Annotated in this window: 13 protein-coding genes and 1 pseudogene; 1 reads left to right on the plus strand and 13 read right to left on the minus strand. The window is 44.9% G+C overall.

The window, feature by feature from the left end; all coding sequences use genetic code 11:
• Nucleotides 1-66 precede the first annotated feature (66 nt).
• From A372_RS0108935 to A372_RS0108945, 4 genes and pseudogenes are all read right to left on the minus strand, one after another.
• Complete coding sequence (locus A372_RS0108935; RefSeq protein WP_019420495.1) at nucleotides 67-612, minus strand: putative glycolipid-binding domain-containing protein; 546 nt, start codon at nucleotides 610-612, stop codon at nucleotides 67-69.
• Between the two features lie 222 nt (nucleotides 613-834).
• Nucleotides 835-1,098 (minus strand): annotated as a pseudogene (locus A372_RS38505) (hypothetical protein); the annotation flags it as partial.
• 378 nt (nucleotides 1,099-1,476) lie between these two features.
• The gene (locus A372_RS33650; protein ID WP_157259490.1) at nucleotides 1,477-2,292 is read right to left on the minus strand and encodes a hypothetical protein; all 816 of its coding nucleotides are present in this window, start codon (nucleotides 2,290-2,292) and stop codon (nucleotides 1,477-1,479) included.
• 254 nt (nucleotides 2,293-2,546) lie between these two features.
• The gene (locus A372_RS0108945; protein WP_019420498.1) at nucleotides 2,547-4,904 is read right to left on the minus strand and encodes a hypothetical protein; all 2,358 of its coding nucleotides are present in this window, start codon (nucleotides 4,902-4,904) and stop codon (nucleotides 2,547-2,549) included.
• Between the two features lie 424 nt (nucleotides 4,905-5,328).
• Here A372_RS0108945 and A372_RS0108950 point away from each other — a divergent pair, with 424 nt between their 5' ends.
• Nucleotides 5,329-6,219, plus strand: coding sequence for a phosphotransferase (locus tag A372_RS0108950; protein WP_019420499.1), 891 nt, complete (start codon nucleotides 5,329-5,331; stop codon nucleotides 6,217-6,219).
• 71 nt (nucleotides 6,220-6,290) lie between these two features.
• On the opposite strand, the gene A372_RS0108955 is transcribed toward A372_RS0108950, so the two are convergent.
• From A372_RS0108955 to A372_RS38510, 9 genes are all read right to left on the minus strand, one after another.
• Nucleotides 6,291-7,175, minus strand: coding sequence for a carbohydrate ABC transporter permease (locus A372_RS0108955; RefSeq protein WP_019420500.1), 885 nt, complete (start codon nucleotides 7,173-7,175; stop codon nucleotides 6,291-6,293).
• Nucleotides 7,176-7,199: 24 nt separating this feature from the next.
• Nucleotides 7,200-8,111 carry an ABC transporter permease subunit gene (locus tag A372_RS0108960; protein WP_019420501.1) on the minus strand — a complete coding sequence of 304 codons (912 nt, stop codon included), beginning with the start codon at nucleotides 8,109-8,111 and terminating at the stop codon, nucleotides 7,200-7,202.
• 81 nt (nucleotides 8,112-8,192) lie between these two features.
• Entirely contained in the window at nucleotides 8,193-8,930 is a 738-nt protein-coding gene (locus tag A372_RS0108965; protein ID WP_019420502.1) for a hypothetical protein, read from the minus strand.
• A gap of 392 nt (nucleotides 8,931-9,322) precedes the next feature.
• The gene (locus A372_RS0108970; RefSeq protein WP_019420503.1) at nucleotides 9,323-9,811 is read right to left on the minus strand and encodes an HXXEE domain-containing protein; all 489 of its coding nucleotides are present in this window, start codon (nucleotides 9,809-9,811) and stop codon (nucleotides 9,323-9,325) included.
• 46 nt (nucleotides 9,812-9,857) lie between these two features.
• The gene (locus A372_RS0108975) at nucleotides 9,858-10,448 is read right to left on the minus strand and encodes a TetR/AcrR family transcriptional regulator (protein WP_019420504.1); all 591 of its coding nucleotides are present in this window, start codon (nucleotides 10,446-10,448) and stop codon (nucleotides 9,858-9,860) included.
• Between the two features lie 826 nt (nucleotides 10,449-11,274).
• On the minus strand, nucleotides 11,275-11,562 hold the full coding sequence (locus tag A372_RS0108985) for a YciI family protein (protein WP_019420506.1): 288 nt from the start codon (nucleotides 11,560-11,562) through the stop codon (nucleotides 11,275-11,277).
• A gap of 206 nt (nucleotides 11,563-11,768) precedes the next feature.
• Nucleotides 11,769-12,164, minus strand: coding sequence for a (2Fe-2S) ferredoxin domain-containing protein (locus tag A372_RS0108990; RefSeq protein ID WP_019420507.1), 396 nt, complete (start codon nucleotides 12,162-12,164; stop codon nucleotides 11,769-11,771).
• 89 nt (nucleotides 12,165-12,253) lie between these two features.
• Nucleotides 12,254-12,685, minus strand: coding sequence for a hypothetical protein (locus tag A372_RS0108995; protein ID WP_019420508.1), 432 nt, complete (start codon nucleotides 12,683-12,685; stop codon nucleotides 12,254-12,256).
• Between the two features lie 119 nt (nucleotides 12,686-12,804).
• Nucleotides 12,805-13,227 carry a pentapeptide repeat-containing protein gene (locus A372_RS38510; protein ID WP_019420509.1) on the minus strand — a complete coding sequence of 141 codons (423 nt, stop codon included), beginning with the start codon at nucleotides 13,225-13,227 and terminating at the stop codon, nucleotides 12,805-12,807.
• Nucleotides 13,228-13,275: the final 48 nt, after the last annotated feature.

Raw genomic sequence — 13,275 nt, forward strand, 5'->3', positions numbered from 1 at the left:
TCTAGGGAAGTCCCAAATATGCAAAAAGCCGCACATCCCAAATGAAAGGGATTGAGCGGCTTTTATTTAAATTCTCAACCATTCTTTTTCATATTCTACTACTACTCCATTCGAATCCACTTCTAGGCGAGCTGTATATCCGCTTTTGATTGACTTATAAATATACGTGTTATTATTAATTCGTTCGTATGATTGCTCAAGAGGCTGAATTTCTAAGTGCGGAAAACGAATCCAAGCTGCCGTAATCGTAGCCGACTCTCCTACCGCTAAATTTAGGCGCTTAATTGGCAATACATTAGTTGAAGGCGTTACGCCGATATCAATATCTTTAAGTCCAGATAGCTCTTGTATCTCGTTCCCGTTCAAAGTCCAGCGGTTGTTATTGTCCCGCAGCACTTGCAGCGTTTGACTGCTGTTTTCATTCTGGACGCTCAGAATCACTTCACTGGTGTTTCCCTCTTGATCGCACTTGACTGTATAGTCAATAAAAGACTTTTCATTGTTTTCGCCACTTATTACTTTGCCTTCTATAGATAATGACGTTTCAAAGGAAATATTGCAGTACTCCATCCCAAAGCCGTTCAACCGCTTCCATATAACTGTTTGCTTCATCAATAATACAACCTCCATTGGAAAAATTCAGCTTGCTGATTTCCCCCTTCGTTTTAATCCTCAATGAAGTTAATTCCTCGTTCCTTTAATTGTACAGAATCTTCATCAGACCATGAAATGCCGAGCTTCGTTTGCAACTTTAAGTTTACAAATTTCCATCGCTCATCATCCTTTGTTTTTGACGTTATGTGACATGCTCACAAAACCTTGTGGCTCAAGATCTTACATTTTCGCAAAATGCTCTCTCATATAGTCCATGACCATATCCACACGCTCATTTACCGAGAAATCTCCCTCTAATCTTAAGATAGGACAATTCAATTCTGACATCCACTTTTCATGAAGAACTTTGCTTCTAACTTCTGTGCCAGCCTCATCGTACAAAGCTGCCCAATTTAAAAATGTTGCAGAATCTTCGTGTTTACTTCCTCCGGGCAACACATCCTCGCCGTATCTTTGGAATTCACGATACTTTAAACGGCGCAGTCATCTATGCAGTGCTTTGACACTCATGTAGCACCAATCGCCGAAAAACAGCCATTCCACTGGACAAAATACAGTCTACAGGCCGTTTAGATGCCTAATTCATATGTTTTACTGCATATTTTCCAATGGAGCCTTCTCTGACATAGAACACTACTTCTCTTGCTCCTAAAATAGTTTTCTTAATGACAACGCTAATGATGGCCACAACCTAAAGCTGTTTTCAACAAATTGTTCGTTTGTTCCACTTGATCGATTATATACAGTTCTTCCTTTACGGTCTCTCTACTTGTCACTATATCGTCCATTTAAACTTAACTATCGCTCATTCATTTGTCAATAAAATGAAAACGCCGCCCGGCAACGGGCAGCGTCTCTTCATTAATTCGCAGCTGAAGCAGCCGCATTTGCAGAGGTATCTCCACCTGGGCCCTTATGCTTAACACCACCTTTGCTTTCCACGAATTTCTTGATTGAATCGGTCATACCATCCTTGAGTCTGCTGATAAGGTCATCCTCGCTGATATCTTTGGCTGTTGCAATATCAAGAATCGATTTATCAGCTTCCAGTTCAGTTCTCAGTTCTTCTTGAGTAATACCCAGAATTTGTGTCAACACTTCAGGGTTGCCGAATCCCATACCGCCATGACCGCCACGTCTTCCTTCACCTCCGCCAATAGGACCCGTACCTTCAATTTGCTTCGTCAGCCGCTCCGAAAGACTAGACAAAATTTTATCCGCTTGTTCCTGTGTCACCTTGCCTCCGGTCACCTCGGCGTTAATGGCTTCAGTCTCGGCAGCAATAAGCTTTTGCAGGTAGTCCTCTTTGCTTAACCCGCTCGCTTCGGCAACTTCCACTAACGTTTTGCCTTCTTTGAGACTAGCCGTGATGGAAGCTTCATCGACATTGAGTATCGTAGCCGTTTCTTTTACCACATTGCCATGACGCCCGCCTTTTTCGCCGAAGCCGCCGCGTCCTTTGCCATCCTGCGCATTCCGGTCTGCTTTCAGTTGTTGAACGGAGGTGCTGTTGGTTGCATCCGATGCTGCTGACTCGGCGAGCGCATAATTTTGAACAGCTCCGACTCCGAGAACAAAAGCCGCGATCATTGTGCCTGTAGCAATTTTTTTACTAATTGGTTTCATCGTTTGTTTCCACCTTTTCGGTTTATTTTTGTTTCCTGCTTGCAACACCAAGTTTAGGCTCCTTACCTGAATTGCACATTAGAATAAACTGAATGTTAGCTGAGCATATTCTGAGAAATGACTGAAAATAAAAGATGATTTAACGATGGAGAAGTATAAAGAAGGAGCAACTAACAATATCAAGTCAATTGGAGGCGTTTCCTGCATTGGATTTTTGAAATGTCGATTCTTTATGAATAGTATTATGAAGGTGTTTCGAAACAACAAAAGGAAAGCCGCGGCATTTTCAGCCGCGGCTTCGTTCATTAATGCGATTCGGCAGGATTTAGGCTGCCGTTGGCGCCTTTATCGTACGAGTTAATTTCAAAGGTAATAATTTTATCGTAGATAATGACATCTTTGCGTTGCTTGAACGGACCTTTATTGTTGCCGTGCTTATCGATAGAGAACGTGATTGGTCCCGTTCCGCCAGCCCGGCCTTCATACCAGCTTATGAATGCGTTCACTTCCGTCATGGACAAGTCGTATTCTTTCTCCGCCCCGTTTACCAGCGTAATCCGGAGCAGAGCCCGTTCTCCCGGTGTTCCCGGTTCACCAGGTTCCGGGCCCGGATTGTCTCCGGCCTTCGGCATGACGGCAACTTCGTTCGAATTCGCGCTCTCCCCTGCTTCGTGCAAAGCCGTCACGACATAATAATAAATCTTCCCGTTAACGACATTGGTATCGATATATGAATAAGTGCTCGAAGTAACGGTCGCAATTGTCGTATAGGAACCGCCTGTGGTATCAGAACGTTTCACATTGTATCCGGTTGCAGCATGTACCATATTCCAACTCAACATCGCTCTCGCATCCCCGGCAGTTCCAGTCAAAAGAATGTTCTCTGCAGGCGGCTCAGCAGTTACTTTGCCAAATACGTTCCACTCCGCCACCGTCGAAAAGGAGCCTGTCGTCTTCAGTACCACCGTTGCCACGTCTGCAATAGGTGCAGGCAGCGATTCGACACTGTCGTTGGTGACTGGCTTATAGGAAAGCAGTAAATTGTGGTTCGCGTCGTAAAATTCGACTACTGCATCATGGCCGGTATATTTATTGACAATGACGCCTGATATTTCTGCCGGTGCGGAGAACGTGTGCCAGACGATCTTATTTCTATTCACCTCATATGCAGTCGACGGATTGTTGTCTGTCAGCAGCCGCACATTTTCCGTCGGATTAGCCAAAGACGCTCCCGCTTTCAACGTAAGCCCGTCCAGCAACCCGCCCGTATATTTGGTGGCATCCGGCTTAATGCTCCTCTCGCCGGAATGGCCGCTCTCTCCTGCTTCGTTGACTGCACTTACGACATAGTAATACATAACGCCGTTGCTTACGGCCTTGTCCGTATAAGCCGTGCCCTTCACATTGGGAGCCAGCAAAGCGTACGGTCCGCCGGGTGACGTTGCCCGCTTGACATGGTACGCTTTCGCCCCCGTCGAGCCCCATTCGAGCGTTACCGTCTTATCGCCGGCTTGGATCCAATTGATCGTTGGTACAGAAGGCGCGACCGAAGGTGTAGTGAATACGTTCCACTCTGCAACCATGGAGAAGGAGCCTGACGTCTTCAGTACCACCGTCGTCACATTACTGACCGGATCGGGCAGCGATTCTACGCCGTCATTGACCACAGGCTTGTGGGTAAGCAGCAAATTGTGGTTCGCATCGTAAAACTCGATCATTGCTTCATGGCCGGTGTACTTATTAACAATGACGGCTGAAATTTCCGTCGGCGCGGAGAACGTGTGCCAGACGAACTTGCTTCGATTCACCTCATATGCAGTCGACGGATTGTTGTCTGTCAGCAGCCGCACGTTTTCCGTCGGATTAGCTAAAGACGCTCCCGCTTTCAACGTAAGCCCGTCCAGCAGTCCGCCCGTATATTTGGTGGCATCCGGCTTAATGCTCCTCTCGCCAGAATGGCTGCTCTCTCCTGCTTCGTTGACGGCGCTTACAACATAGTAATACATAACGCCGTTGCTTACGGCCTTGTCCGTATAAGCCGTGCCCTTCATATTGGAAGCTAGCAAAGCGTACGGTCCGCCGGGTGACGTTGCCCGCTTGACATGATACGCTTTCGCCCCCGTCGAGCCCCATTCGAGCGTTACCGTCTTATCGCCGGCTTGGATCCAATTGATGGTTGGTACAGAAGGCGCGACCGAAGGTGTAGTGAATACGTTCCACTCTGCAACAGTGGAGAAGGAGCCTGACGTCTTCAGTACCACCGTCGTCACATTACTGACCGGATCTGGCAGCGATTCTACGCCGTCATTGACCACAGGCTTGTAGGTAAGCAGTAAATTGTGGTTTGCATCGTAAAACTCGATTATTGCTTCGTGGCCGGTATACTTATTAACAATGACGGCTGAAATTTCCGTCGGCGTGGAGAACGTGTGCCAGACGAGCTTGCTTCGATTCACCTCATATAAAGTCGCTGGATTGTTGTCTGTCAGCTGCGTCACCGCATTGCCTGCCGGCTGTCCTATGGCGCTTCCCGTTGGCAGCGCGACTCCGTCCAGCAGTCCGCCCGAATATTTGCTTGCCGCGGCGTTCGCGGGCGCGGCGTGCATCAAGCTTGCGATCAACGTCAACAATAAGCACAACCAACCGAATTTGTTTAACCTCATCTTATCTCCTCCTAGAATATAAAACGAAAGTTATAATATGTAATTACAAACCCAGTATATAACATAATCTTCTTTTATACTACTATAGTCTTATATTAAATTATCTAAATAGGTATTTTGAACTCTATTAAAGTTGATTTTTGAGTAATTCCAGGAAAAAACGGAACAAACAGCAATCTACACACGATGCGGGAAATACGAACACACTACAAAAATGTACTTTTCAATTTCACTTAGAACAATTATTTTCTATTACCGGGTCAGTAATCGTAATAATAGTTTACATAATATATATTATGACAAAGGAACACACTAATTAATTTACTGGTCTGTCCTAAGCTATAGTACATTCATGATGCAAACTCCTGCAGCATAAGAATAGAACACCGCGATCCATACTTATTTAACCGATGGAGGGTTCCCTATGCCCAAGTCTGTCAAACAGCTGATTAACGAGATCGACCTCTGGAAGGATGCGTACCATATCCGTTACGAGCCTTTACAAGGAGGCTGCAAGAACGATACGTACAAAGTGACAGCGGATGAAGTCAGCTATGTGCTGCGGATGAACGACCAACAAAACACATACTTGCAGTTGGACCGCCCCATGGAATTGAAAGCGTTGTCAGAGGCGAATCGCTTCGGAATAACACCGGAAGTGATGATGACAGAGAACGCAACCGACTGCGTCATTACCGCATACATTGACGGATCTATGCTGAAGGAGTCACAATTGAAGGATCCGGAGATTGCCTCTCAGCTCATTTCCAAGCTCAAGCTCATTCACAGTCTCGAAGGCATCGAGCGCACCTGCACGCCATACCATCTGATCGAAAGCTATGTCGCCGGCATGGATACGCTTGGGGTGAAAGCCCCTATCGACTTCAAAGCGATGCTTAACCGGATGTACGACATCGAACGATACCGGAGCCAAGATCGCATCTACACCCGCAAATATTGTCATAACGATTTGTTTCTGGTCAATACGCTTTATGACGGCAAAAACGTATATATCATCGATTGGAAGCTGTCCGGTTGCGGAGATGTTTTTTTCGACCTGGCCTCCATTCCGTTCTCTGTGTCATTTACCCACGAGGAAGAGAAGCAGTGGCTGGCTTCCTACTTCGGTGACTATGATGAAGAGCAATCCCGTATTTTACAGGATATGAAATGGTTGAACATGCTGCGGGAAGCAGCCTGGTCCCTGCTTCACACCGGACTGCACGCCGAAGGGGAGCATCAACGACTCGATTATTACAAGTACGCACTACGGGTAATGGAACGAATGGAAATGGGGCTTAACACGCTTGCCTGATAGCCTCTATTACAACAAAACGCTCCGGTCTGGGACCGAAGCGTTTTTAATTATGCCTCTTATCATGAAGCCTATTCTTTGACACTGCCGACTGTAATCCCTTTCACGAAAAAGCGCTGCAAGAACGGATGGACCAGCATAATCGGCAGCGCCCCCAAGAAGATCTGGGCCGTTCGAAGCGTCTTTTCGCTTACATATTGCAGCGTCTGCAAGTCTTCGATCGATATCGCCTGCTTATTAATCTCGGTAATTAACGTAGATAGATAACTTTGCAGCGGATAATTATCCGGTGAATTCATGTACAGAATTCCGTCAAACCACGAATTCCAATGTCCGACGACCGTGAACAATCCGATGGTAGCAATTGCCGGCAAAGACACCGGCAAATAGATGCGCCACAGTGAATCCCAATGGCTAGCGCCATCGATAAAAGCCGCCTCTTCCAGATCGTGTGGCACACCGCGAAAGAAGTTCAGCATCATGACGGCATTCCAGACGTTCAGCGCTCCCGGGAGAATGAGCGCCCAGATCGTATCGATGAGCCCGGTATCTTTCACGACCATATAGGTCGGGATAAGACCGCCTCCGAAGAACATCGTAATGGCGAAGAACCAGACATATACGGTGCGGAACTTAAATTGACGGTTCTCTTTCGACAGCGGATAGGCAGTTAAGAAGACAAGCAGCATATTCAACAGCGTCACGATCGTCACCCGCTTCACCGATACCCAGATTGAATTCAGAAATTCTGCCTTTTGCGATAAATATTGATACGCTTCCGTCGTGAACCCAACGGGCCACAGCTTCACTTCCGCTGCCATCGCCGCCGAATTGGAGCTTAACGAGATAGCCAGTAAATGAATAAACGGCAACACGCCGATAAGCGTAACAAAGCTAAGAATTACGGCGTTGAAAATGATAAAGGTCTTGCGTCCCAGGGATGGTTTGTAGTGCATTCGCGGTCACTCCCCTCTTCCCGATTAGAAAATCCGATAGTTGCTGAACCGATATGCCATATAATAGGACACCGAGACCAGAAGGAGCGAGATGGCCGATTTGAATAGGCCCATGGCCGCCGCAGGCGAGAATTGCATATCGAACAGACCGAGACGGTACACGAACGTGTCGATGACATCCGCATATTTGTACACCGTCGGATTGTACAGAATGAGAATCTGATCGAAGCCGGCATTCAGGATGCCGCCGATGCTTAACGTCGCGAGCAAAATAATTATCGGTGCCATGCCTGGCAGCGTTATATTGCACATTTGCTTCCATTTTCCGGCTCCGTCCACTTCGGCAGCTTCATATAAGTTTTGATTGATGCCCGTTATGGCCGCCAAAAAAATAATCATGTTGTAGCCCATTCCCTTCCACACTTCGGAACCGACGAGAATGGACACGAACCACGGTCCGTTCCCCATGAACATAATCGGCTCGATCCCGAACGTTTCCAGAATGGCATTCACCGACCCCTGCAACGAGAACAGTTCAAAGATAACCCCGCCAAGCACCGTCCACGAGAGAAAGAAAGGAAGAAAGATACTCGTCTGCACCGTCTTCATAAACCATTTAAGCCGCAGCTCGTTCAACAGCAGCGCCAAAATGAGCGGGATAATAAGACCGAACACGATCTTCAATATGGCAATAACGAGTGTATTCCACAGCACTTGATAGAAATCAGGGAGATTGAATACGTACGTGAAGTTGTCCCAGCCTACGAACTTCGACTTGAAAAAGCCGAGTATCGGCTCGAATTTCTGAAATGCCATGACGAGACCGAACATCGGTCCATAGCTGTATATGAGCGTTACGATGACCCCAGGAATGAGCATCAGGTGCACAGGCCATTCTCGCCGCATCTCTTTCATACTATATAACGATGATTTCATCCTATGATGCCTCATATACGGTCACGATTGCTCGTATTACTCGGTTACGGTGTGGAGTTGTTCTCCACCCATTTGTTGATTTCAGCTGTAATTTGCTCCCCGCCAAGCTTCTTCCAGCTTGGGAAGTCCCTTCATGAGCGCCGTCACATCCGCCAGATCAGACTGTGATTGCACGACGATTCGCGATGCATCATCAATCATAAATACACCTGCTCTTTGATACGAGCCTGTAATTTGCGATATCGTCTCCGCCAGCTTCTCTTTTGACAGCTCCAAATATGAAACGATGCTGCCTCGGTTCCCTGTCATGATGAACAAGATGCGATCGTTCCACGCATAGATTGGCTGCTCTCCAGCTTGCTCGATTAAGGCTTGAACCATGTTGTGTTCCGGGTTCGGCAGCTTGCTCGTCCCCATTTCGGTGGAAAGGGTATGCTTGTAGGACTTGATGTAAGTGCCCGCATTCACCATATAATCGCTTGCATTTTGTATCGTCGTCAGACTCTCATGGATGCGGTTGACTAAAGCGACTTCTTCGTAGCCTGATATATTGCCTGCATAGAATGCAAGACTTTGCAGATCGGAGTTGTGGATGAGCTGCAATTGCAAATTGCGGATAAAAGAGATTTCTTCATTCAATTGGTTCGTATAAAAGGAAACATTTTTCGCCAAAGAACGCTCGGCTTCATCGCGAAGATGGTTCATGCTTGTCCAATTAAAGACGAGACTTATACCGTAGATGGGCATGACGAGGATGAGAAACACGATGATCATCTTTTGATACACATACATAGGAGTTCGTTTGCGCCATACTTTCATGCCATTTGCACCTGCCCCCAATCATCAACAAAAAAAGCGGTGTTATTTCCGGTCGACAACACCGTAAACGCCGCTTCTTTGTTTCCGATTATACATGGGACTGCCCAAATGTAAACTGATTTTTATTTAATCGCACTTATAGAGGTTGTTCAAAAAGTCCGCTTTTGATCACGAAGTCACTCAGGAAGTAACTCGGCATCGAATTTTGCATTCACTCTCGAAGTCCGCTGCTCATGTAGTCCCGTCTACACTGCGCTGCTCCTTACAAGTTTTGCAAAGCAAAACTCACTTCGAAAGCATACGCTTCGAGTTCCTGCAACCTTCTCGGTGCTGAAAACCGACCTTTTTGAACACGCACTTATATTTAACTACATTAATTTTATTCAAATACTTTAATACGTTATCAGTTTTTTTCCTATTTTAAAATATAAAGGGATGGTTGATAATAAAATCACTCCAACACATATCGTACCCACTATAAAATTTGTTACTGTTATCGTATTTGTATCAAAACCAGCTTTTAAAATTAATAGATTCGTAGGAATAATGACACCTATTCCTGTCAACAATCCAGGTGAATAACACCGTTCAATAATCGTCGAAATCAAATGAGGGAAAATAATATTAAATATCATTGAACCCAAAAACCCGAAGTAAGCATACTTCAATATCACATTCGAAGGATAAAAAATATATAAAACGGTTATCAAATACGCTAATGCAGTAACTACAAATAATCCGAATAAAAACTGATCCTGTTTAACAGGGGCATGCATTTTTACTTTAGTTGCTTTTAATGACTGTCGTATTAACCAAACGGCTTCTTCTAAATTATGTATAGTAATTGCAAACAGAAACAAAATAAGAATAGAGCTGCTCATTTTTTGTCCCCCATTTCAATATATCTTGTTGTAACCATTCGTTCCCTCACTTCAAGCCGTTCACTATAAAGCGGGTCGTATAAGCGGCTACAGCCTCTACACTTTCCTCTTTGCCTTGCATATCCGCCGACTCGAATATGTCATCTATAGATGGAGCTATTCTAGTAAAAATCAACGAACCGATGATAAAGTGCAACGTATGTTTCATTGATTCAAAGTCAAAGCAACCTTTTTCCCTTCCTGCTTCCAAAATACGGCGAAGCTGCATCCATAGCGCGAACAAGTATCGCTGCAGCTTTTCCATTCTGGGACTCTGCATGATGATTTCCTGCTGCAGCAAGTTGATAAGCTCCGGCTCCGCCATACGCAAGCGCACGAACTCGCGGATAAACGCGCGCAAATCCTTCTCGGGATTTTCCAATTCGTATTCGGTATTCAAAAAGTCTGGTGCGAATGCATCAAACAAGGCATAGAATACATTCTCTTTGCCCCCGAAATGATACGACACCAGCGCCAACGCCACTCCAGCCTCGTCGCAAATTTGCCGCACGGTCGTTCCCTCGAAGCCTTTGCGGGCAAACAACACCTTCGCTGCATCCAAAATCTTCATTTTTACATCTTTTTCATCCTGTTTCATTGAAGCCCTCCTGTCCTTATCTTCTCTTAGATCCAAGCAGCATAGGAGTATATTTTTTGAACAATTGTTTTGAACGATTGTTTTGAACATTTGTTTTGAACGATTGTTCAAATTGAACATGCTTAAATAATACTCCTGCCTTGCCGCTTTGTCAATACGATTTATACAGGAGCTCTAATGTGCTGCCGCTGTCATCATCCCCATTCAAGTTCGGGTGGCCAATATGGCAAGGGCGGATACCATCAGCATGTAATCGGTATGAAATTATCAAGCTCTGAATGAGGATGCGCCGCGCCCAGAGAGCGGTGATTATAGCGGTTCTTCTATTTGTTCGTTCTTTTTAGTTTTCTTTGCCTATAGATAAGCACAATAAATGCAACCGTTAAAAGTATTGACTGAGTGCTTGTATCCACAGAGCCAAATAAAGAATAATAATATGACATCAGAAGTCCAATGGACGCTATTCCTAAGAGAACATAATTCCTTACTGCGGGGCTTTTCCTAAATAAGAACGCAACCCCAAATACAATGATTAGACTGTAAACCAGTAGAAAGGACAGCATAATTAATGATGTTCCAACAATACCAATGCTCATTGCCTCTCCCTCCGTTATCTTTTTCTTGATTGTATCATAAAACATCCGAAATTGTTATTATATCCCAACACAGAACCTGACCTTTGATTTTTTCGATTAAGTAGTCATTTTTTTATTGCAAGGCTCTGTTAAACAATAATGTTGATAATTCATCAAAAGAAAAACGGACCCGTCTGCTGGCCCTTTTTGTTTACTTCTTCAACTAATAACACCTATTTCAACAAAAATCACTAACATTTTATAAACAATCCTTCTAATGGTTCCCAAGGATGTACTTCATACTCAAACTTTTCTTCTAACACAGCAGGGTCATTTTTAGCAACTTCTTCTGCCTCCTCTATACTTTCAACTTCAACAATCACTAAACCACCCGTATGGTCCATAAACGGTCCAGCAGAAACTAACCTATCTTTTAGGGTATCGACCAAATAGTGACGATGTGGAACTAATTCTTGCTCCCAATGAGGTTTACGATCTATCCACGCTTTACCCCTTGAATATATAATTACGGCTTTCATTGACTAATCCCCTCCTTTTTTGTGAAACAATTCACACAAGGTGTAACATACCATTCCATTTATGGGTAATTTTTTTGTTTATTTTAATGTTCCAATCCTTTTTCAATTGGCGTGTCCGCGCTTTCTAGTCCGATAGGTGAAGAAGGCAAAAAGACCGCCCTTCTTGATTAGGAAACGGTCAATTCTCCACCCATCTTACGACTTGCTCATTTATTCCAATATTTCAATAATAGCGAAAGCGTGCTGCTGAAATCCCAAAAATCTAAAATGACCGGCGGACACGGGAATTCGTCCTCGTCATCCTCCGCTCGTTCACTGCTACGTCCCGCCATGAGCCGCTGCATAATATCGATTGCCATCTCCGGCGTCACCTGATGATAGAACGTCCCTTCAGGCTCTATTCTGACGGCGCATCCTTGAATATTAGTTCGCGAACAAGGGATTTCTTGTATCCGTACCTCATGTATACAACCAAGGTTATATGCTTCTTGTATAAGGGTATGCTTGACCTGCTGGCTGCTCCTTCTGCTTGCGCCATTCATTCCGTAATAGACGAACACGGAATGAATCATTGAAGGGAATCCCGGTAAACGTTGACTCATTTCTACCCCTCCTCATTGAGAAATATTATCATTATCAATGAGGAGTGTCTGCCCCTGGACGGATTATTTTAACCTGAACAAGGAATGTTTCAATATTTCGTGCTTTGAATATATAAATATTCGCCGACACCTTTTGAGATCAGCATGATCAATGAACTGATGACGCTCAAGATAAGCGTCAGTGTGAGAACAATCCAATACATAGATGGAATGTTCATGCGAATACTTATTTGATACGTAAAAAATAGATAGGCCATCATCCCTGCTTGGAAAAAGCTCATACATACAAATAGCCACTTTGCCCATTCTTTTCCCATATATAGCAATACACAAATGACAATCGTATTAATCGAACCGATGACGGATTGCGGCGAAGCTCCATACTTGAAGCTCAGATAAATAAAGATAGTCAACAGGAGACAATTCGAAAAGATGATCGTTCTCAATACGCTCTTCCCGCGTTGCGCTTGTCTGTTCATTCTCCCAAAATAATCTTCGCTTGGGGATGTTTCATTCGTCAACGCTGCTCCCCTCCTCAAAAGACCATCTATATCGCAAACGGGACACACCTAGTCCGCATCGACTACAAGTTAAAAATCAAAAATCACCACCTATTGTTAGGTGGTGAACAAAAAGGGCATTATGATGGATTGCTATGCATATTCAGTAGTGCTTCAATGTCAATCCCGTTAATCTTCAAGCCCGAAATGTTGCAGTTCCGAAGCTCGACATTCACTAGTTGGCAGTTGTCAAAGGTGCTATTGTTCAGATGACACATCTCAAATCGAACTGGCCGCTGCTCGGCACCAGGTTCATAAGCGGGGTGTCCTTCTCGAGGCATGCCGATGTTGTGAATGTAAGCTCCCCCGATTTGCGCGCCGTCAATTTCCAAGTCGCTTAAATTGGCATCCATAATTTTGGTGCCTGCCAATGTCACGTTGTCAAGGGTAAGATTCTCCGCTGCGACATTCGTGAAGCTGGACCCAGACACGCATGCGTTGTCAGCTACAATTTGTTGCACGGCATTATTAATATGGAGCTGTGTACCGGTTGAAGATTCCAATGATTCTTCCTCCCTAAATGGTTGATTTATCCTCCAGTCACCAATAGA

This window comes from Paenibacillus sp. OSY-SE, from assembly GCF_000283315.1.
GTDB lineage: Bacteria > Bacillota > Bacilli > Paenibacillales > Paenibacillaceae > Paenibacillus_B > Paenibacillus_B profundus.

Coding starts and splice junctions, on each gene's coding strand:
- A372_RS0108935 (WP_019420495.1), bottom strand. CDS start 612: ATGAAGCAAACAGTTATATGGAAGCGGTTGAACGGCTTTGGGATGGAG.
- A372_RS0108945 (WP_019420498.1), bottom strand. CDS start 4,904: ATGAGGTTAAACAAATTCGGTTGGTTGTGCTTATTGTTGACGTTGATC.
- A372_RS0108950 (WP_019420499.1), top strand. CDS start 5,329: ATGCCCAAGTCTGTCAAACAGCTGATTAACGAGATCGACCTCTGGAAG.
- A372_RS0108955 (WP_019420500.1), bottom strand. CDS start 7,175: ATGCACTACAAACCATCCCTGGGACGCAAGACCTTTATCATTTTCAAC.
- A372_RS0108960 (WP_019420501.1), bottom strand. CDS start 8,111: ATGAAATCATCGTTATATAGTATGAAAGAGATGCGGCGAGAATGGCCT.
- A372_RS0108965 (WP_019420502.1), bottom strand. CDS start 8,930: ATGAAAGTATGGCGCAAACGAACTCCTATGTATGTGTATCAAAAGATG.
- A372_RS0108970 (WP_019420503.1), bottom strand. CDS start 9,811: ATGAGCAGCTCTATTCTTATTTTGTTTCTGTTTGCAATTACTATACAT.
- A372_RS0108975 (WP_019420504.1), bottom strand. CDS start 10,448: ATGAAACAGGATGAAAAAGATGTAAAAATGAAGATTTTGGATGCAGCG.
- A372_RS0108985 (WP_019420506.1), bottom strand. CDS start 11,562: ATGAAAGCCGTAATTATATATTCAAGGGGTAAAGCGTGGATAGATCGT.
- A372_RS0108990 (WP_019420507.1), bottom strand. CDS start 12,164: ATGAGTCAACGTTTACCGGGATTCCCTTCAATGATTCATTCCGTGTTC.